This is a genomic window from Rhodoluna miladensis (SeqCode), from assembly GCF_965234705.1.
GTDB lineage: Bacteria > Actinomycetota > Actinomycetes > Actinomycetales > Microbacteriaceae > Rhodoluna > Rhodoluna miladensis.
Map to the genome: position 1 here is coordinate 172,304 of NZ_OZ248465.1, position 16,545 is coordinate 188,848.

The following is a 16,545-nucleotide window of genomic DNA, read 5'->3' on the forward strand; positions in this document are numbered from 1 at the left end:
GCACGCTTTGTCTTGCCAACAGGCCATTTTTTGGCCAAAAGAGCAAACTAAAGAATATTTCTTGCAGGAGATTTCCTTGCGAGAAAGCCAAAAAGGAGAATGTAGTGCCAACAATTCAGCAGTTGGTCCGTAAGGGACGCAGCGCAAAGGTTTCAAAGACCAAGACGCCTGCGCTTAAGGCCAGCCCACAGCGCCGCGGTGTGTGTACTCGTGTTTACACAACCACTCCAAAGAAGCCGAACTCGGCTCTTCGTAAGGTAGCTCGTGTGAAGCTCTCCAACGGTATTGAAGTAACCGCCTACATCCCGGGCGAAGGTCACAACCTACAGGAGCACTCAATGGTGCTTGTTCGCGGTGGCCGTGTAAAGGATCTTCCTGGTGTTCGCTACAAGATTGTTCGCGGTGCCTTGGATACTCAGGCAGTTAAGAACCGCCAGCAGGCTCGCAGCCACTACGGCGCAAAGAAAGGTAAGTAAAGATGCCTCGTAAAGGCCCAGTTACCAAAAAGCCAGTAGTTGCAGACCCGGTCTACGGATCTCCTGTTGTATCTCAGCTTGTAAACAAGATTTTGCTTGATGGCAAAAAGTCCATCGCCGAGTCAATCGTGTACGGTGCATTGCACGGTGCTAACGAGAAGTCCGGTACCGAAGCAGTAGTGCTACTAAAGAAGGCACTAGATAACGTACGTCCAACCGTTGAGGTTCGCTCACGTCGTGTTGGTGGATCTACCTACCAGGTTCCAATCGAAGTAAAGGCACACCGTGCCAACACTTTGGCTATGCGCTGGTTGGTTTCTTACGCCAAGGCTCGTCGCGAAAAGACCATGACAGAGCGTCTACAGAACGAAATCTTGGATGCCTCAAATGGTTTGGGTGCTGCAGTGAAGCGTCGCGAAGACACTCACAAGATGGCAGAGTCCAACAAGGCATTCGCACACTACCGCTGGTAGAAAATACAGCACCCTTGCTGAGAGAATTTCTCGGCTTTTCAAGCAATAAAACTTTCGGAGGATAACCGTGGCACAAGACGTGCTTACCGACCTGAATAAGGTTCGCAACATCGGCATCATGGCTCACATTGACGCTGGTAAGACAACTACCACTGAGCGCATCTTGTACTACACCGGTATCACTCACAAGATTGGTGAGGTGCACGATGGTGCAGCCACCATGGACTGGATGGAGCAGGAGCAGGAGCGCGGAATCACCATTACCTCCGCTGCGACCACCTGTTTCTGGAACGACAACCAGATCAACATCATTGACACCCCGGGCCACGTTGATTTCACCGTTGAGGTAGAGCGTTCCCTTCGAGTACTAGACGGTGCCGTTGCAGTATTCGACGGTAAAGAAGGTGTGGAGCCACAGTCTGAAACTGTTTGGCGCCAGGCTGACAAGTACGACGTTCCTCGCATTTGCTTTGTAAATAAAATGGACAAACTAGGTGCTGACTTTTACTTCACCGTAGACACCATCATTAAGCGCCTTGGAGCAAGACCTCTAGTTATCCAGCTTCCAATCGGTGCCGAGAGCACCTTCGAAGGTGTTATAGATCTAGTTGAAATGCGTGCACTGGTATGGCGCGGAGAAGTTGAGCTTGGAGCTAAGTACGAGATCGAAGCTATTCCAGCTGACATGCAGGCTAAGGCTGACGAGTACCGCAACATGTTGTTGGAAACCGTTGCCGAGACTGACGATGCTCTAATGGAGAAGTTCTTCGCCGGCGAAGAGATCAGCGTTGCTGAGATCAAGAAGGCAATTCGCAAGCTAACTGTTTCCAGCCAGATCTACCCAATCCTTTGTGGTTCTGCATTCAAGAACAAGGGTGTTCAGCCAATGCTGGATGCCGTTATTGACTACCTGCCAACTCCATTGGACGTTGAGGCTGTTGTTGGTCTAGACATCCGCGACGAGACCAAGGAAATCAAGCGCGAAGCTAAGTCAGACGCACCGTTTTCTGCTCTTGCATTCAAGGTGATGTCCCATCCATTCTTTGGTCGCCTAACTTACATCCGCGTTTACTCAGGAAAAGCAGCTTCCGGTGATCAGGTACTGAACTCCACCAAGGACAAGAAAGAGCGCATCGGAAAGCTTTTCCAGATGCACGCCAACAAGGAAAACCCAGTAGATAGCGTGACCGCAGGTCACATCTACGCAGCTATTGGTCTAAAGGACACCACAACCGGTGACACACTTTGTGACCCAGCTAACCCAGTGGTACTCGAGTCGATGACTTTCCCAGAGCCTGTTATCTCGGTTGCTATTGAGCCAAAGACCAAGGGCGACCAGGAAAAGCTAGGTCTTGCTATTCAGAAGCTAGCTGAAGAAGACCCAACCTTCCGCGTAGAGCAGGATCAGGAAACTGGTCAGACTGTTATCTCCGGTATGGGTGAGCTTCACCTTGACATCCTGGTTGACCGTATGCGTCGCGAGTTCAAGGTTGAGGCAAACGTTGGTAAGCCTCAGGTTGCCTACCGCGAGACCATCCGCAAGGTTGTTGAGCGCTACGACTACACCCACAAGAAGCAGACCGGTGGATCGGGTCAGTTCGCGAAGATCCAGATCAAGCTTGAGCCAATGGAGGTCGAGGGCGACAAGGTTTACGAATTCGTCAACGAGGTCACCGGAGGCCGTATTCCTCGCGAATACATCCCATCCGTAGATGCTGGAATCAAGGACGCCATGCTTGTTGGCACCTTGGCTGGCTACCCGGTTGTTGGAGTAAAGGCCACCCTGATGGATGGTGCTTACCACGATGTTGACTCGTCAGAAATGGCGTTTAAGATTGCCGGTTCGATGGCCTATAGAGAGGCCTCCCGAATGGCGAACCCTGTACTACTCGAGCCGTTGATGGCCGTCGAAGTACGTACCCCAGAGGAATACATGGGGGATGTAATCGGTGACTTGAACTCTCGTCGTGGTCAAATTCAGTCGATGGAAGATGCCTCTGGCGTCAAGGTGGTTTCGGCCATGGTTCCACTGTCTGAAATGTTCGGTTACGTCGGTGACCTACGCTCGAAGACTTCGGGCCGTGCGGTCTATTCGATGACTTTTGAGGCCTATTCTGAGGTCCCAAGAGCCGTTGCTGACGAGATCGTCCAGAAGAACAAGGGCGAATAAAGTCCTTGGTTAAGGGACCCACCAATCTTGTAAGATAAGAAATACGTAAACCCCAAATCCTTTGGCCCTCAAGGTCTAAAGATTTACAACTGTCCTGAGGAGGACCAAAATGGCTAAGGCGAAATTTGAGCGCACCAAGCCGCACGTCAACATCGGTACTATCGGTCACGTTGACCACGGTAAGACCACTCTGACTGCAGCTATCACAAAGGTGCTTCACGACAAGTTCCCAGATCTAAACACCGCATCTGCGTTCGACCAGATCGACAACTCCCCTGAGGAGAAGCAGCGCGGAATTACAATCAACATCTCTCACGTTGAGTATCAGACCGAGAAGCGCCACTACGCACACGTAGACGCACCGGGCCACGCTGACTACATCAAGAACATGATCACCGGAGCAGCCCAGATGGATGGTGCGATTCTTGTAGTTGCAGCAACCGACGGTCCTATGCCTCAGACCAAGGAGCACGTTCTTCTTGCAAAGCAGGTTGGAGTTCCTTACATCGTTGTTGCTCTAAACAAGTCCGACATGGTTGACGACGCTGAGATCCTTGAGCTAGTTGAGGTTGAGGTTCGCGAGCTTCTTTCACGCTACGATTTCGATGGCGACAAGGCTCCTGTAATCCAGGTTTCAGCTCTAAAGGCACTTGAGGGTGACGCAACATGGGGCGCAAAGGTTCTAGACCTAATGAACGCCTGCGACGAGTCAATCCCAGAGCCAAAGCGCGAAACTGACAAGCCGTTCCTAATGCCTGTAGAAGACGTTTTCACCATCACTGGTCGTGGAACCGTTATCACCGGCAAGATCGAGCGTGGAACAGTTAACGTGAACGACGAAGTTGAGATCGTTGGTATCCGCGACAAGCAGAAGACCACCGTGACCGGTATCGAAATGTTCCGTAAGCTACTTGACTACGCAGAGGCCGGCGAGAACGTTGGACTACTTCTACGTGGAACCAAGCGTGAAGATGTAGAGCGCGGACAGGTTGTTTGCAAGCCTGGTTCGATCACACCTCACACCAACTTTGACGCCAACGTCTACATCCTTTCCAAGGATGAGGGTGGCCGTCACAACCCGTTCTACGCTAACTACCGTCCTCAGTTCTACTTCCGTACCACTGACGTGACCGGTGTTATCACCCTGCCATCAGGAACCGAAATGGTTATGCCTGGTGACACCACTGAAATGTCGGTTGAGCTAATCCAGCCAATCGCCATGGAAGAGGGACTACGTTTCGCTATCCGTGAGGGTGGCCGTACCGTAGGTGCAGGAACTGTGACCAAGATCACCAAGTAATTTCATTACTTACTTCAAACCCCCAGGGAGAAATCCTTGGGGGTTTGAACTTTAACTAGGGATGAAAAGTTGTTAACCAAGTAAAAAAAGAATTCACTTGTTAACAACCCTTTTTGGTATTTTGGCCTTCTAATCTTTGGCAGAGTTTTAGGATGACACTTATAACTCGCGTCGCCAAGAAGCCAGCGGCAAAAAAACCAGCAGCTAAAAAAACAGCGGCTGAGAAGGCTTCAACCAAGAAAAAGACTACAAAGGCTAAGAAGCCAATGACTCCAGCACAGGCAGCAGCCAAGGCAACCAAGAAGGCATCTGTAAAGGTAGCTAAGAAGGTTGTAAAGAAGGCAGCAGCTAAGACCACCAAGAAGGTATCTAAGGTTGCAAAGAAGGTTGCTAAGAAAGTTGCGAAAAAGGTAACTCCTAAGTCCCCTTCAAAGAAAGCTGCCGTGAAGGCAACCAAGAAAGTTGCAACCAAGGTCCGTAAGGCCACCAAGAAGGTAGCCACCAAGGTAGCCAAGAAGGTTGCTAAAAAAGCTGCTCCAAGAAAGAAAAAGAAGTAAATTACTGCGTTCCCCTTTGAGTAAAACCCCAGGCCAATGGCCTGGGGTTTTTGCTTTAGACTCGTGCCTTGTTCAGTCCAAATTCTTTAGGAGCAAATCAATTGGTCGATTCCAACTGGGGTTATCAAGTAGCTGACACAGTTCAGCTTGCTTACCTAACAAGGGCTGGAATCATTGAATCTCGTCATCACGGGTTAGTTTGCCTAACGGGACCTGATGGCAAGCTAATCCAAGAACTTGGAAACTCCAGAAAACTTATCTACCCGCGATCAGCGGTAAAGCCCTTACAGGCACTGGCCATGAGACGTGCAGGTTTGAATCTTTCGGGTGTGCAGCTTGCGATGTCTAGCGCTTCACACCAGGGAACTCCCGGGCACACCGCGATTGTTCTTTCTATTCTTGAAGATGCAGGACTTACAGAATCAGATTTGATGTGTCCGGTGGCATGGCCTGGAAACTTGAAGGCTCGCGCAGAAGCAGCAGCTGAAACCAGGGCTGCTTTTAACTGCTCTGGCAAGCACGCTGCATTTTTGGCAGCCTGTGTGAAAAACGGTTGGGACACCAAAACTTACCTTCAGCCAGAGCACCCACTGCAGAAACTCATCGTTGAGGTAATCGAAGAATTCTCGGGTGAGAAGATCCCACTTTCTACCTTCGATGGTTGCGGAGCGCCACTTCACCTGATGAGCCTGCAGGGCCTTTCCAGAGCCATCGGCAAATTCGCCGAGACCGAAACCCAGATCCGCGATGCGATGCTTGCCAACCCTTGGGTAGTTGACGACCATGGCGCCTCGGACACTCTCGTAATGGAAAAGGGCATGCTTGCCAAGATCGGTGCTGAGGGAGTCTTCGTAATCGGACTTGCCTCTGGCCACGGGGTAGCGGTCAAGGTTGCCGATGGCAGCATGCGACCGGCAGGACTTGCAGCAATCAAGATGCTTTTGAACAACGACTTGCTAGATAAAAAGGTCTACGAAGAGCTTTTTGCGAAGTTGACTTTTTCAAGCCTCGGCGGAGCCGAGAAGCTTGGCCAGCTGGAAGTTGCCTTCTAGTTTTCTGGAAGAAATAGCCCGCTAGTTAGGTTGAGAGCATTTATGGACCAGCAAAAGCCAATTCGCCTGATCGGGGTTTATAACGCCGACGGGGGAGTTATCGGTGAATTGAAGTATTTCTTCGGGCACCTGATCGGCATTGCCAAGTGTGAGCTGTGCGATATCACCCATTCGCCGATTCGGCGAAAAGCCAGCTGGGATCGCCTGGCCTCAGAGCTAAAGGCCGAATATGGGCTGGATTTTGCCCTAGAGCACCTAAACGAGCGCTCCGATGCTGAAAACAAGGCTTCGGCTGGCAGGGAGCCCTGTGTTTTGGCCGAATATCCCGATGGCAGCCTGGGGATGTTCTTAGACCGGCAAGAGCTTCGAATGGTAGATGGCAATGTCGATAGGTTTGCCAAGCTGGTTCGGGCTCGTTTAGCCCTGTTTTTCTAGGGGTCCGGTAAGCGCCCCTCCGGGGGCCAAAATATAGACCCAGCCTGGATCTTTAACTTGCATTGAAACGCCCCACTGTGGCAGGATTGACAAGTTCACAAGTAGTTGGGCTCATCTAGCTCAATCCACTTCCGGCAACGTGTCTAGAGCCCTTGTTTCACTTGGAAACTAGACCCCCGGAAGACCGAACAAGAACTTAAAAACTTCACTCGTTTTTTAGGTTTGTCGTTATTCGACACGCCCGAGCGCGGGTGTGGGATGCAGGAAATAAAAGCTTTAGAACCAACCATTTACGAAACGGAAGTGAGTCCAGATGGCGGCACAGAAGATCCGCATTCGACTGAAGTCGTATGACCACGAGGTCATTGATTCGTCGGCGCGCAAGATCGTTGACACGGTTACCCGTGCAGGCGCAACTGTTGTTGGACCAGTACCACTTCCAACCGAGAAGAACGTGGTTTGTGTAATCCGCTCTCCTCACAAGTACAAGGACAGCCGCGAGCACTTCGAGATGCGCACACACAAGCGCGTCATCGACATCATTGACCCAACCCCTAAAGCGGTTGACTCACTGATGCGTCTTGATCTTCCTGCCGACGTCAACATCGAGATCAAGCTCTAAGGAAAAGAAGATGTCTAACGCTAATAGAACTGTTAAGGGCCTGCTAGGCAAGAAGCTTGGCATGACTCAGGTTTGGGACGAGAACAACAAAATGATTCCGGTCACCGTTGTTGAAGCCGGCTCAAACGTTGTCACCCAGATTAAAAATCTTGAGACCGACGGCTACACCGCCGTTCAGGTTGCTTACGGAGCAATCGAGCCTCGCAAGGTAAACAAGCCTGACGCTGGTCAGTTTGTTAAGGCTTCAGTTGCTCCTCGCCGTTACATCGCTGAGATCCGCACCAACGATGCTGACACTTACTCAGTTGGTCAAGAACTTGGTGTTGAGGTATTCGAAGTAGGTCAGATGCTTGACGTAGTTGGAACCTCAAAGGGCAAGGGTTTCGCAGGACATATGAAGCGTCATGGTTTCCATGGTGTTGGTGCTTCTCACGGTCAGCACAGAAACCACCGCAAGCCAGGTTCCATTGGTGCAAGCTCGACCCCAGGTCGCGTATTCAAGGGAACTCGTATGGCTGGACGCATGGGTACTGACCGCGTCACCACATTGAACCTAAAGCTTCACTCCGTAGACGCCGAAAAGGGTCTTCTTTTGATCAAGGGTGCAGTTCCTGGTCCTAAGGGTCAGCTGGTTTTCGTTCGCAACGCTGTGAAGGGAGCCTAAGGATCATGGCTGAAAACACAATCGACATCGTTGACGTTGCAGGTAAGAAGTCAGGCTCTGCCGAACTTCCAGCTGCAATCTTCGACGTACAGACCAACGTGCCACTGATGCACCAGGTTGTAGTTGCCCAACAGGCAGCTGCTCGCCAGGGAACTCAGTCAACACTTAAGCACGGTGAAGTTTCCGGAACCGGTAAGAAGCCTTTCAAGCAGAAGGGAACCGGAAACGCTCGTCAGGGATCACTTCGTGCTCCTCAGATGCGCGGTGGTTACATCACTCACGGTCCAAAGCCAAGAACTTACGAGCAGAGAACACCTAAGAAGATGATTGCTGCTGCGATCAAGGGTGCACTTTCTGACCGCGCTCGCAATGGTCGTCTGCACGTAGTTGCAGAGCTATTCAAGGATGGCAAGCCATCCACCAAGTCCGCTGCAGGAATCATCGCAACCCTAACCAAGGGACGCAACGCTCTAGTAGTACTAGATAGAAGCGATGACCTGAGCTACAAGTCACTTCGCAACTTGAAGGACGTCCACGTTCTTCCAGTTGACCAGGTAAACGCATACGACGTTCTTCTAAGCGACGATGTTGTGTTCACCAAGGCAGCCCTTGAGGTCTTTATTGCTTCTCAGGACCGCTCCTCTAGTTCACAGAAGGAGGGCTAAGTAAATGTCTGCCCTAAACAAGAACCCTCGCGACGTCATCTTGCGTCCGATCGTGTCTGAGAAGAGCTACAACCTAATTGACGAAGGTAAGTACACCTTCGAGGTTGACCCTGCCTCAAACAAGACCGAGATCAAGCAGGCCATTGAGCACATCTTCAAAGTGAAGGTATCTTCCGTCAACACGCTAAACCGTACTGGCAAAGAGAAGAAGACTAAATATGGAATCGGTAAGCGCAAAGACACCAAGCGCGCCATCATCACTCTAAAGTCCGGCACCATCGACATCTTCTCGAGCATTGGTTAGGGGTAGGAAAACAAATGGGAATTCGTAAATTTAAGCCAACCACCCCAGGTCGTCGTGGGGCATCGGTTTCTGACTTTGCAGAAATCACTCGCGGCACCCCTGAGAAGAGCTTGCTTCGTCCACTGAACAAAACTGGTGGTCGTAACAGCGCAGGGCGCATCACTACCCGCCACATCGGTGGAGGCCACAAGCGCCAGTACCGCGTGATCGACTTCCGTCGTCACGACAAGGACGGCATTCCGGCCAAGGTAGCTCACATTGAGTACGACCCGAACCGTACCGCGAATATTGCACTGCTTCACTATGCAGACGGAGAAAAGCGCTACATCATTGCTCCGAACAAGCTAAAGCAGGGTGACCGCATTGAGCAGGGACCATCAGCCGACATCAAGCCAGGTAACGCACTGCCGCTAAAGAACATCCCGGTTGGTACCGTAATCCACGCAATCGAGCTAAAGCCAGGCGGAGGAGCCAAGATGGCTCGTTCAGCTGGAGCATCTGTTCGCTTGGTTGCTAAGGATGGACCATACGCGCAGCTTCGACTTCCATCTGGTGAAATCAGAAACGTGGATGCTCGCTGCCGCGCTTCCATTGGTGAAGTTGGTAACGCCGAGCAGTCAAACATCAACTGGGGTAAGGCGGGTCGCCTTCGTTGGAAGGGTGTTCGCCCAACCGTTCGTGGTGTTGTTATGAACCCAGTCGATCACCCTCACGGTGGTGGAGAAGGTAAGACTTCCGGTGGACGTCACCCAGTAACTCCTTGGGGACAAAAAGAAGGTAGAACTCGTAAGCCGAAGCTTGAATCCGACAAGATGATCGTCCGTCGCCGCACCGTTGGCAAGAAGCGCTAGTAGGGAAAGAAAAGACTATGCCTAGAAGTTTGAAGAAGGGTCCCTTCGTTGATGAGCACCTGTTCCAGAAGGTTGCAAAGCAGAACGAGGCCAGCACCAAGACAGTGATCAAGACCTGGTCGCGCCGCTCGATGATTGTTCCAGCCATGCTGGGACACACCATTGCGGTTCACGATGGTCGCAAGCACATCCCAGTTTTCGTCACCGAGACCATGGTTGGTCACAAGCTTGGCGAATTTGCTCCAACCCGCACCTTCCGTGGACACGTGAAGGACGACAAGAAAGGCCGTCGCGTTTAAGCGGCGCCTAGAGAGAAAAGAGAGGTAAGACAAATGGAAGCAGTCGCACGTGTGCGTCACATCCGTGTCACCCCGATGAAAGCTCGTCGTGTCGTCAACCTAATCCGCGGCAAGCAGGCATCAGAGGCAATGGCAATTTTGAAGTTCGCACCTCAGCAGGCTTCCGACCCAATCTTCAAGTTGGTTCAGTCAGCTGTTGCAAACGCGAAGGTTATCGCTGACAAGCAGAACCTAAGCATTGACGAGGACGATCTATTCGTATCCCGCGCTTTCGTTGACGAAGGTACAACTCTGAAGAGGTTTATGCCTCGTGCTCAGGGCCGTGCATTCAAGATCTTTAAGCGCACCAGCCACATCACCATTGTGGTTGCCACCCCAGACGAGCTAGCCGGTGCCAAGGCCAGCGCGGGAACAAGGAGCAACTAATGGGTCAGAAAGTAAACCCATACGGTTTCAGACTCGGTATCACCACCGACCACCGTTCACGTTGGTTCGCCGACTCCACTAAAAAGGGTCAGCGCTACCAGGACTACGTCACCGAGGACATCCGTATTCGTCAGCTGCTAACTGAGAAGCTTGACCGCGCAGGTGTTTCACACATCGAGATCGAAAGAACTCGTGACCGTGTTCGCGTTGACATCCACACCGCTCGTCCAGGTCTAGTTATTGGTCGTCGTGGTCAGGAAGCTGAAGCAATTCGTTCTTCGCTAGAGAAGCTAACCAACAAGCAGATCCAGCTCAACATTCTTGAAGTCAAGAACGCTGAAATGGACGCCCAGCTGGTTGCTCAAGGAGTTGCCGAGCAGCTTGCAAGCCGTGTTGCTTTCCGTCGCGCGATGCGCAAGGGAATGCAGGGTGCGCTTCGTCAGGGAGCTAAGGGTATTCGTGTTCAGTGTTCCGGCCGTTTGGGTGGAGCAGAAATGAGCCGCAGCGAGTTCTACCGTGAAGGTCGAGTTCCTCTACACACACTTCGCGCAAACATCGACTACGGTTTCTACGAGGCTAAGACCACATTCGGTCGCATCGGTGTAAAGGTTTGGATCTACAAGGGTGACCTAACAGCTAAGGAACTAGCTCGCGAAACTGCAGCTGCTCCTAAGCAGGCACGTCCTCGCCGCGAGGGTGGACCTAGAGATTCAGCTCCATCATCAGCTTCAGCACCGGCAGCTGCACCAGTTGCTGCTGCACCAGTTGCTCCAACTGAGACTGTGGAGGCATAGAGATGTTAATTCCTAGAAAAGTAAAGCACCGCAAGCAGCACCACCCGAAGCGTTCAGGCGCTGCATCCGGTGGTACCACTGTGAGCTTTGGTGAATACGGTATCCAGGCTCTAACTCCTGCGTACGTGACTAACCGTCAGATCGAGGCAGCTCGTATCGCGATGACTCGTCACATCAAGCGTGGTGGAAAAGTTTGGATCAACATCTTCCCAGACCGTCCACTAACCAAGAAGCCTGCTGAAACTCGTATGGGTTCCGGTAAGGGTTCTCCTGAGTGGTGGGTAGCAAACGTCAAGCCAGGTCGCGTGATGTTCGAAGTTTCTGGTGTGACCGAAGCTCTTGCCAAGGAAGCCATGAATCGTGCGATCCACAAGTTGCCACTAAAGGCTCGCATCATCAAGCGTGTGGAGGGTGACGCATAATGCCAATCGGATCTAAGGAACTAATCGTTGACAACCTCGACAAGATTGAGGACTCGCTTCTAGTTGAAGAACTAAAGAAGGCTAAGGAAGAACTATTCAACCTTCGCTTCCAGTCCGCAACCGGTCAGCTTGAATCACACGGAAGATTGCGCGCAGTAAAGCGCGACATCGCCCGCATCTACACCATCATTCGTGAGCGTGAGCTTGGCATCAGGGCTATCCCAGCCGTTAGTGCACCAGCTCCTGTGAAGGCAAAAAAAGCTGAGAAGCCAGCCGTAGCAGAAGCTGACGCACCAGTTGCAAAGACCAAAACTAAGGAGAGCAAGTAATGGCTGAGACCAAGAACGCTGCTGATACTGAAGCTCGCGGTTACCGCAAGTCTCGTCGTGGCTACGTAGTCAGCGACAAGATGAACAAGACCATCGTTGTACTGCTTGAGGACCGCGTAAAGCACCCGCTTTACGGCAAGGTTGTCACCCAGTCAAAGAAGGTTAAGGCTCACGATGAGTCAAACTCAGCCGGCATTGGAGACCTCGTTGTTATCAGCGAGACCCGTCCTCTGTCAGCTACCAAGAATTGGCGTCTCGTAGAGATCGTCGAAAAAGCTAAGTAACGCCCAACGGGCAAGACCTTCCTATGGAAGGTTTTGACCAACTAACAAGGAGTATGAAGTGATTCAGCAGGAATCTAGACTCAAGGTGGCCGACAACTCGGGTGCCAAGGAGTTGCTAGCAATCCGCATCCTCGGTGGCTCAGGCCGTCGTTATGCAGGTATCGGCGACTTGATTGTGGCATCCGTGAAAGACGCGATCCCTGGCGGAAACGTCAAGAAGGGTGAAGTAGTCAAGGCGGTTATCGTTCGTACCGTGAAGGAGACCCGTCGTGCAGACGGTTCCTACATCAAGTTCGATGAGAACGCAGCGGTGATCGTAAAGGCCGATGGCGAGCCTCGCGGAACCCGTATCTTTGGCCCAGTTGGTCGTGAGCTTCGCGACAAGAAGTTCATGAAGATCATTTCACTTGCACCGGAGGTTATCTAATCATGCCGAGAATCAAAAAGGGCGACACCGTTCAGGTCATTACCGGAGCCAAGCAGGAACGCGGCGGAGACCGCGGCAAGCAGGGCAAGGTATTGGCAGTTGACTTTGAGAAAAACCGCGTCATCGTTGAGGGCATCAACATGATCAAGCGTCACAACAAAGTCGGTCAGACCGATAAGGGTGCCCGTACCGGTGGTATCGAGACCCAAGAAGCTTCAGTTCACCTATCGAACGTGGCTCTAATTGACCCAAGCACCAAGAAGCCAACTCGCATCGGAACGAAGATCGAGACAGTCACCAAGGGTGGCAAGTCCAAGACCGTTCGTACCCGCATTGCGGTTAAGTCAGGTAAGGAAATCTAATGGCTGACGAAAAAGACACAGCAGTGGATGCAGAAACTACCGAAGCAGTAGCAACTGAAGTTGTTGCAGAGGTAGCTGCAGAGAAGCCAGCTAAGGCCGAGAAGGCAAAGGCTGAGAAGAAGCCATACGTGCGTATCGTGCCAAGGCTTCAGAAGCGCTACCGCGCCGAGATCAAGGCCGAGCTTATGAAGGACTTTGGTTTCAAGAACATCCACCAGGTTCCAGGTCTTACCAAGATCGTTGTGAACATGGGTGTTGGTGAAGCTGCCAAGGATGGCAAGCTAATCGATGGTGCAGTAAAGGAAATGACTGCAATCACCGGTCAGAAGCCAAAGATCAACCTAGCCACCAAGTCAATCGCGCAGTTCAAGCTTCGTGAGGGACAGGCAATTGGTTGTCACGTGACCCTTCGCGGCGATCGCATGTGGGAGTTTCTAGACAGATTGCTAAACCTAGCTCTTCCTCGTATTCGTGACTTCCGCGGTCTTAGCTCAAAGCAGTTCGATGGCAAGGGAAACTACACCTTCGGACTAACTGAGCAGAACGTGTTCCACGAAATTTCTCAGGATGACATCGATCGCGTACGCGGCATGGACATCACCATCGTTACAACCGCTAGAACCAACGAAGAGGGCCTTGCGCTACTAACAGCGCTTGGCTTCCCATTCAAGAAACCAAACAACTAATCGGATAGGTCCCATAAAGGGAAACCACCGAGGAAGGCACAAACACTATGACAATGACAGATCCGGTCGCAGATTTTCTGACCCGGCTGCGTAATGCAAACTCTGCCCACCACGAGAGTGCTAGCTTGCCGTACAGCAAGCTAAAGGGTCAGATTGCTGAAATCCTCAAGAAAGAGGGTTACATCAAAAATTACACAGTCGCTGATGCCGAAGTTGGCAAGACGCTAACTATCGACCTGAAGTACGGACCTAACCGCGAGCGATCAATCGCCGGTATCAAGAGAGTGTCTAAGCCTGGTCTTCGCGTTTACGCCAAGTCAACCGAGCTGCCTCGTGTTCTTGGTGGATTGGGTATCGCCATTTTGTCAACATCCTCAGGTCTGCTTACAGACCGTCAGGCGGCCAAGGAGGGAGTAGGCGGAGAAGTCATCGCCTACGTTTACTAAATGTCACGTATTGGAAAATCACCGATCCCGGTTCCAGCCGGCGTCGAAGTTAACATTTCTGGAGCAGACGTATCTGTAAAGGGCCCGAAGGGTCAGCTGCAGCTAACCGTTGCCTCTCCAATCACAGTTGCCATGACCGATGGTCAGGTAATCGTGACCCGTCCAGACGACGAGAGAGTATCTCGCTCACTGCACGGACTTACCCGCACACTAATTGCTAACCAGATCATTGGAGTGACCCAGGGGTACACAAAGGCACTTGAGATTGTTGGTACCGGTTTCCGTGTTGCAGCTAAGGGACAAGCACTTGAATTTGCACTTGGCTACTCGCACTCAATCACCGTGAACCCACCGGCAGGAATCTCATTCGCTGTTGAGGGAAACACCAAGATTGTTGTTTCGGGAATTGACAAGCAGGCCGTTGGAGAAGTTGCAGCCAACATCCGCAAGCTTCGTAAGCCAGAGCCATACAAGGGCAAGGGTGTTCGATACGCCGGCGAAGTTGTTCGTCGCAAGGCCGGAAAGAGTGGTAAATAATCATGGGTCTAATTCCTAAACTCCGCGGAAAGAGCGCAACAGCAGCTCGTGTCCGTCGTCACCTAAGAATTCGCAAGAAGATCTCGGGAGACGCGATGCGTCCACGCATGGTTGTCACTCGCTCCGCTCGTCACATGCTTGTCCAGCTAGTTGATGACACCAAGGGTGTAACCCTGGCGTCAGCTTCAACCATGGAAAAAGATTTCAGAACCCTGAAGGGTGACAAGACTGAGAAGGCAGCCAAGATTGGTGCCGCCATCGCAGATCGCGCCAAGAAGGCCGGTATCGCCGAAGTGGTCTTTGACCGCGGAGGAAACAAGTATGCCGGTCGCATTCAGGCAGTTGCTGATGCAGCCCGCGAGGGAGGCCTGAAGCTATGAGCGAAGAAAACAAGGAGACTAACTTGGAAACAACCGATGCTAGTGTCGCAACTGCTACCGCTGTAGCCGTTGAGCCAGCAGAGCGTGAAGCTCGTCGTGGATCGAGAGATCGTGCACCACGTGGAGAGCGTCGCGACCGCGAAGAAACCAAGAGCCAGTTCTTGGAGCGCGTTGTAACAATCAACCGCGTTTCGAAGGTTGTAAAGGGTGGACGCCGCTTTAGCTTCACCGCACTTGTAGTTGTCGGCGACGGCAACGGCATGGTCGGAGTTGGCTACGGCAAGGCTAAGGAAGTTCCAGCAGCTATCGCTAAGGGAGTTGAAGAAGCTAAGAAGAGCTTCTTCCGCGTTCCTCGCGTTGGAAACACCATTCCTCACCCAGTTCAGGGTGAGGCAGCTGCCGGTGTAGTACTACTTCGCCCAGCATCCGCTGGTACCGGTGTTATCGCCGGTGGTCCAGTTCGCGCAGTTTTGGAGTGTGCTGGAATCCACGATGTACTTTCAAAGTCACTCGGATCTTCAAACACCCTAAACATCGTTCACGCCACCGTTGCAGCACTGCGTCAGCTCGAAGAGCCAGCCGCAGTTGCAGCTCGCCGTGGTTTGTCGGTTGAGGAAGTTGTTCCTGCGGGACTACTTCGCGAGCAAAGAAAGGCTGTCTAGAGAAAATGGCTGCCCGTCTAAAAGTCACCCAGATCAAGTCAAAGATCAGTGAGAGACCTAACCAGGTCCACACTCTTCGCAGTCTTGGACTGAAGCGAATTGGCGACATTGTCGTCAAAGAAGATTCACCGGTAGTTCGCGGCATGGTTAAGACCGTTGCCCACCTAGTAGTAGTCGAGGAGATCAACTAATGGCTGAAGAAAAAAAGCCAGCAGCAAAGAAGCCAGCGGCCGCAAAGCCTGCTGCTGCGAAGAAGCCTGCTGCTGAGAAAAAGCCTGCTGCCAAGACTGCCGCTAAGCCTGCTGCTGAGAAGAAGCCTGCTGCTGCAAAAGCTGCTGCTGAAAAGCCAGCAGCTAAAGCTACCGAGCTAGCAACTGAGAAGCCTGCGGCTGCGCCAAAGGTCGAGAAGGTTGTAAAGCTTGAGCGTCAGGCAAAGTCAAAGAAGAAAAAGGCTGAGCCAGCAGACAAGTCTCCAATTCTGAAGTTGCACCACCTTCGTCCAGCCCCTGGCTCGAAGAAAGACCGCATTCGTGTTGGTCGTGGTGAAGCGTCTAAGGGTAAGACTTCCGGTCGTGGAACCAAGGGAACTAAGGCTAGATACCAGGTTCGTCCAGGCTTCGAAGGTGGAGGTGTTCGTCTAGTAATGAGAACTCCAAAGCTTCGTGGTTTCAAGAACCCATTCAGAGTCGAGTACCAGGTTGTAAACCTAGACAAGCTTGTTGAGCACTTCCCACAGGGTGGCGCTGTAACAATCGCTGATCTTGTGAACAAGGGTCTAGTACGAAGCAACGAGCCTGTGAAGGTTCTGGGCTCAGGAGACATCTCAGTTAAGCTAGATATAAAGGTTGACAAGGTCTCCGAGCAGGCAAAATCAAAGATTTTGGCTGCCGGCGGTTCCGTTAGCAAATAGCACTTAGCCAGG

Annotated in this window: 27 protein-coding genes; all 27 read left to right on the forward strand. The window is 51.9% G+C overall.

Annotated features, from left to right (window positions below; genetic code table 11):
• The first annotated feature begins 104 nt into the window (after positions 1 to 104).
• The 27 genes from rpsL to rplO all read left to right on the forward strand — a co-directional run bounded on the left by rpsL (position 105) and on the right by rplO (position 16,533).
• Positions 105 to 476, forward strand: coding sequence for a 30S ribosomal protein S12 (gene rpsL / locus AC8GDC_RS00810; RefSeq protein WP_506557989.1), 372 nt, complete (start codon positions 105 to 107; stop codon positions 474 to 476).
• Between the two features lie 2 nt (positions 477 to 478).
• Complete coding sequence (gene rpsG, locus AC8GDC_RS00815; protein ID WP_506557990.1) at positions 479 to 949, forward strand: 30S ribosomal protein S7; 471 nt, start codon at positions 479 to 481, stop codon at positions 947 to 949.
• Positions 950 to 1,016: 67 nt separating this feature from the next.
• On the forward strand, positions 1,017 to 3,119 hold the full coding sequence (fusA, locus tag AC8GDC_RS00820) for an elongation factor G (RefSeq protein ID WP_506557991.1): 2,103 nt from the start codon (positions 1,017 to 1,019) through the stop codon (positions 3,117 to 3,119).
• A 109-nt stretch (positions 3,120 to 3,228) separates the two neighbouring features.
• Positions 3,229 to 4,419 carry an elongation factor Tu gene (tuf, locus tag AC8GDC_RS00825; RefSeq protein WP_506557992.1) on the forward strand — a complete coding sequence of 397 codons (1,191 nt, stop codon included), beginning with the start codon at positions 3,229 to 3,231 and terminating at the stop codon, positions 4,417 to 4,419.
• A gap of 152 nt (positions 4,420 to 4,571) precedes the next feature.
• A complete protein-coding gene (locus tag AC8GDC_RS00830) occupies positions 4,572 to 4,976 on the forward strand; it encodes a hypothetical protein (protein WP_506557993.1) in 405 nt (134 codons plus the stop codon).
• Between the two features lie 68 nt (positions 4,977 to 5,044).
• Positions 5,045 to 6,028: an asparaginase gene (locus tag AC8GDC_RS00835; RefSeq protein WP_506557994.1), complete on the forward strand. Its 984-nt coding sequence runs from the start codon at positions 5,045 to 5,047 to the stop codon at positions 6,026 to 6,028.
• A 42-nt stretch (positions 6,029 to 6,070) separates the two neighbouring features.
• Positions 6,071 to 6,463 (forward strand): hypothetical protein, encoded by a 393-nt coding sequence (locus tag AC8GDC_RS00840; protein ID WP_506557995.1) that lies wholly within the window; start codon positions 6,071 to 6,073, stop codon positions 6,461 to 6,463.
• A 313-nt stretch (positions 6,464 to 6,776) separates the two neighbouring features.
• A complete protein-coding gene (gene rpsJ, locus AC8GDC_RS00845) occupies positions 6,777 to 7,085 on the forward strand; it encodes a 30S ribosomal protein S10 (RefSeq protein WP_506557996.1) in 309 nt (102 codons plus the stop codon).
• A 10-nt stretch (positions 7,086 to 7,095) separates the two neighbouring features.
• A complete protein-coding gene (rplC, locus tag AC8GDC_RS00850; protein WP_506557997.1) occupies positions 7,096 to 7,749 on the forward strand; it encodes a 50S ribosomal protein L3 in 654 nt (217 codons plus the stop codon).
• 5 nt (positions 7,750 to 7,754) lie between these two features.
• Positions 7,755 to 8,414: a 50S ribosomal protein L4 gene (gene rplD, locus AC8GDC_RS00855; protein ID WP_506557998.1), complete on the forward strand. Its 660-nt coding sequence runs from the start codon at positions 7,755 to 7,757 to the stop codon at positions 8,412 to 8,414.
• 4 nt (positions 8,415 to 8,418) lie between these two features.
• Positions 8,419 to 8,718: a 50S ribosomal protein L23 gene (gene rplW, locus AC8GDC_RS00860; RefSeq protein ID WP_506557999.1), complete on the forward strand. Its 300-nt coding sequence runs from the start codon at positions 8,419 to 8,421 to the stop codon at positions 8,716 to 8,718.
• Positions 8,719 to 8,732: 14 nt separating this feature from the next.
• Positions 8,733 to 9,569, forward strand: coding sequence for a 50S ribosomal protein L2 (rplB, locus tag AC8GDC_RS00865; protein ID WP_506558000.1), 837 nt, complete (start codon positions 8,733 to 8,735; stop codon positions 9,567 to 9,569).
• Positions 9,570 to 9,586: 17 nt separating this feature from the next.
• Complete coding sequence (rpsS, locus tag AC8GDC_RS00870) at positions 9,587 to 9,868, forward strand: 30S ribosomal protein S19 (RefSeq protein ID WP_506558001.1); 282 nt, start codon at positions 9,587 to 9,589, stop codon at positions 9,866 to 9,868.
• 33 nt (positions 9,869 to 9,901) lie between these two features.
• The gene (rplV, locus tag AC8GDC_RS00875; RefSeq protein ID WP_506558002.1) at positions 9,902 to 10,294 is read left to right on the forward strand and encodes a 50S ribosomal protein L22; all 393 of its coding nucleotides are present in this window, start codon (positions 9,902 to 9,904) and stop codon (positions 10,292 to 10,294) included.
• Positions 10,294 to 11,088 carry a 30S ribosomal protein S3 gene (rpsC, locus tag AC8GDC_RS00880; RefSeq protein ID WP_506558003.1) on the forward strand — a complete coding sequence of 265 codons (795 nt, stop codon included), beginning with the start codon at positions 10,294 to 10,296 and terminating at the stop codon, positions 11,086 to 11,088. The genes rplV and rpsC overlap by 1 nt, the downstream gene beginning before the upstream one ends.
• 2 nt (positions 11,089 to 11,090) lie before the next feature.
• Positions 11,091 to 11,510, forward strand: a complete 420-nt coding sequence (rplP, locus tag AC8GDC_RS00885; protein WP_506558004.1) for a 50S ribosomal protein L16 — start codon at positions 11,091 to 11,093, stop codon at positions 11,508 to 11,510.
• Positions 11,510 to 11,839, forward strand: a complete 330-nt coding sequence (rpmC, locus tag AC8GDC_RS00890) for a 50S ribosomal protein L29 (protein ID WP_506558005.1) — start codon at positions 11,510 to 11,512, stop codon at positions 11,837 to 11,839. The genes rplP and rpmC overlap by 1 nt, the downstream gene beginning before the upstream one ends.
• Positions 11,839 to 12,123, forward strand: coding sequence for a 30S ribosomal protein S17 (rpsQ, locus tag AC8GDC_RS00895; RefSeq protein WP_506558006.1), 285 nt, complete (start codon positions 11,839 to 11,841; stop codon positions 12,121 to 12,123). Before rpmC ends, rpsQ begins: the two co-directional genes overlap by 1 nt.
• A 58-nt stretch (positions 12,124 to 12,181) precedes the next feature.
• Complete coding sequence (gene rplN / locus AC8GDC_RS00900) at positions 12,182 to 12,550, forward strand: 50S ribosomal protein L14 (RefSeq protein WP_506558007.1); 369 nt, start codon at positions 12,182 to 12,184, stop codon at positions 12,548 to 12,550.
• Between the two features lie 2 nt (positions 12,551 to 12,552).
• Positions 12,553 to 12,912, forward strand: coding sequence for a 50S ribosomal protein L24 (gene rplX / locus AC8GDC_RS00905; RefSeq protein WP_506558008.1), 360 nt, complete (start codon positions 12,553 to 12,555; stop codon positions 12,910 to 12,912).
• Complete coding sequence (gene rplE / locus AC8GDC_RS00910) at positions 12,912 to 13,598, forward strand: 50S ribosomal protein L5 (RefSeq protein WP_506558009.1); 687 nt, start codon at positions 12,912 to 12,914, stop codon at positions 13,596 to 13,598. Before rplX ends, rplE begins: the two co-directional genes overlap by 1 nt.
• A 47-nt stretch (positions 13,599 to 13,645) precedes the next feature.
• Positions 13,646 to 14,044: a 30S ribosomal protein S8 gene (rpsH, locus tag AC8GDC_RS00915; protein WP_506558010.1), complete on the forward strand. Its 399-nt coding sequence runs from the start codon at positions 13,646 to 13,648 to the stop codon at positions 14,042 to 14,044.
• On the forward strand, positions 14,045 to 14,581 hold the full coding sequence (gene rplF / locus AC8GDC_RS00920; protein WP_506558011.1) for a 50S ribosomal protein L6: 537 nt from the start codon (positions 14,045 to 14,047) through the stop codon (positions 14,579 to 14,581).
• A gap of 2 nt (positions 14,582 to 14,583) precedes the next feature.
• Positions 14,584 to 14,961, forward strand: coding sequence for a 50S ribosomal protein L18 (gene rplR, locus AC8GDC_RS00925; RefSeq protein WP_506558012.1), 378 nt, complete (start codon positions 14,584 to 14,586; stop codon positions 14,959 to 14,961).
• Complete coding sequence (rpsE, locus tag AC8GDC_RS00930; RefSeq protein ID WP_506558013.1) at positions 14,958 to 15,623, forward strand: 30S ribosomal protein S5; 666 nt, start codon at positions 14,958 to 14,960, stop codon at positions 15,621 to 15,623. Before rplR ends, rpsE begins: the two co-directional genes overlap by 4 nt.
• A gap of 5 nt (positions 15,624 to 15,628) precedes the next feature.
• Complete coding sequence (rpmD, locus tag AC8GDC_RS00935; RefSeq protein ID WP_506558014.1) at positions 15,629 to 15,814, forward strand: 50S ribosomal protein L30; 186 nt, start codon at positions 15,629 to 15,631, stop codon at positions 15,812 to 15,814.
• Positions 15,814 to 16,533, forward strand: a complete 720-nt coding sequence (gene rplO, locus AC8GDC_RS00940) for a 50S ribosomal protein L15 (RefSeq protein ID WP_506558015.1) — start codon at positions 15,814 to 15,816, stop codon at positions 16,531 to 16,533. Before rpmD ends, rplO begins: the two co-directional genes overlap by 1 nt.
• Positions 16,534 to 16,545: the final 12 nt, after the last annotated feature.

What these genes read in the sequence shown, in the direction of transcription:
- rpsG (WP_506557990.1), top strand. Translation starts at nt 479, where the DNA reads ATGCCTCGTAAAGGCCCAGTTACCAAAAAGCCAGTAGTTGCAGACCCG.
- tuf (WP_506557992.1), top strand. Translation starts at nt 3,229, where the DNA reads ATGGCTAAGGCGAAATTTGAGCGCACCAAGCCGCACGTCAACATCGGT.
- AC8GDC_RS00830 (WP_506557993.1), top strand. Translation starts at nt 4,572, where the DNA reads ATGACACTTATAACTCGCGTCGCCAAGAAGCCAGCGGCAAAAAAACCA.
- AC8GDC_RS00840 (WP_506557995.1), top strand. Translation starts at nt 6,071, where the DNA reads ATGGACCAGCAAAAGCCAATTCGCCTGATCGGGGTTTATAACGCCGAC.
- rpsJ (WP_506557996.1), top strand. Translation starts at nt 6,777, where the DNA reads ATGGCGGCACAGAAGATCCGCATTCGACTGAAGTCGTATGACCACGAG.
- rplC (WP_506557997.1), top strand. Translation starts at nt 7,096, where the DNA reads ATGTCTAACGCTAATAGAACTGTTAAGGGCCTGCTAGGCAAGAAGCTT.
- rplD (WP_506557998.1), top strand. Translation starts at nt 7,755, where the DNA reads ATGGCTGAAAACACAATCGACATCGTTGACGTTGCAGGTAAGAAGTCA.
- rplW (WP_506557999.1), top strand. Translation starts at nt 8,419, where the DNA reads ATGTCTGCCCTAAACAAGAACCCTCGCGACGTCATCTTGCGTCCGATC.
- rplB (WP_506558000.1), top strand. Translation starts at nt 8,733, where the DNA reads ATGGGAATTCGTAAATTTAAGCCAACCACCCCAGGTCGTCGTGGGGCA.
- rpsS (WP_506558001.1), top strand. Translation starts at nt 9,587, where the DNA reads ATGCCTAGAAGTTTGAAGAAGGGTCCCTTCGTTGATGAGCACCTGTTC.
- rplV (WP_506558002.1), top strand. Translation starts at nt 9,902, where the DNA reads ATGGAAGCAGTCGCACGTGTGCGTCACATCCGTGTCACCCCGATGAAA.
- rpsC (WP_506558003.1), top strand. Translation starts at nt 10,294, where the DNA reads ATGGGTCAGAAAGTAAACCCATACGGTTTCAGACTCGGTATCACCACC.
- rplP (WP_506558004.1), top strand. Translation starts at nt 11,091, where the DNA reads ATGTTAATTCCTAGAAAAGTAAAGCACCGCAAGCAGCACCACCCGAAG.
- rpmC (WP_506558005.1), top strand. Translation starts at nt 11,510, where the DNA reads ATGCCAATCGGATCTAAGGAACTAATCGTTGACAACCTCGACAAGATT.
- rpsQ (WP_506558006.1), top strand. Translation starts at nt 11,839, where the DNA reads ATGGCTGAGACCAAGAACGCTGCTGATACTGAAGCTCGCGGTTACCGC.
- rplX (WP_506558008.1), top strand. Translation starts at nt 12,553, where the DNA reads ATGCCGAGAATCAAAAAGGGCGACACCGTTCAGGTCATTACCGGAGCC.
- rplE (WP_506558009.1), top strand. Translation starts at nt 12,912, where the DNA reads ATGGCTGACGAAAAAGACACAGCAGTGGATGCAGAAACTACCGAAGCA.
- rpsH (WP_506558010.1), top strand. Translation starts at nt 13,646, where the DNA reads ATGACAATGACAGATCCGGTCGCAGATTTTCTGACCCGGCTGCGTAAT.
- rplF (WP_506558011.1), top strand. Translation starts at nt 14,045, where the DNA reads ATGTCACGTATTGGAAAATCACCGATCCCGGTTCCAGCCGGCGTCGAA.
- rplR (WP_506558012.1), top strand. Translation starts at nt 14,584, where the DNA reads ATGGGTCTAATTCCTAAACTCCGCGGAAAGAGCGCAACAGCAGCTCGT.
- rpsE (WP_506558013.1), top strand. Translation starts at nt 14,958, where the DNA reads ATGAGCGAAGAAAACAAGGAGACTAACTTGGAAACAACCGATGCTAGT.
- rpmD (WP_506558014.1), top strand. Translation starts at nt 15,629, where the DNA reads ATGGCTGCCCGTCTAAAAGTCACCCAGATCAAGTCAAAGATCAGTGAG.
- rplO (WP_506558015.1), top strand. Translation starts at nt 15,814, where the DNA reads ATGGCTGAAGAAAAAAAGCCAGCAGCAAAGAAGCCAGCGGCCGCAAAG.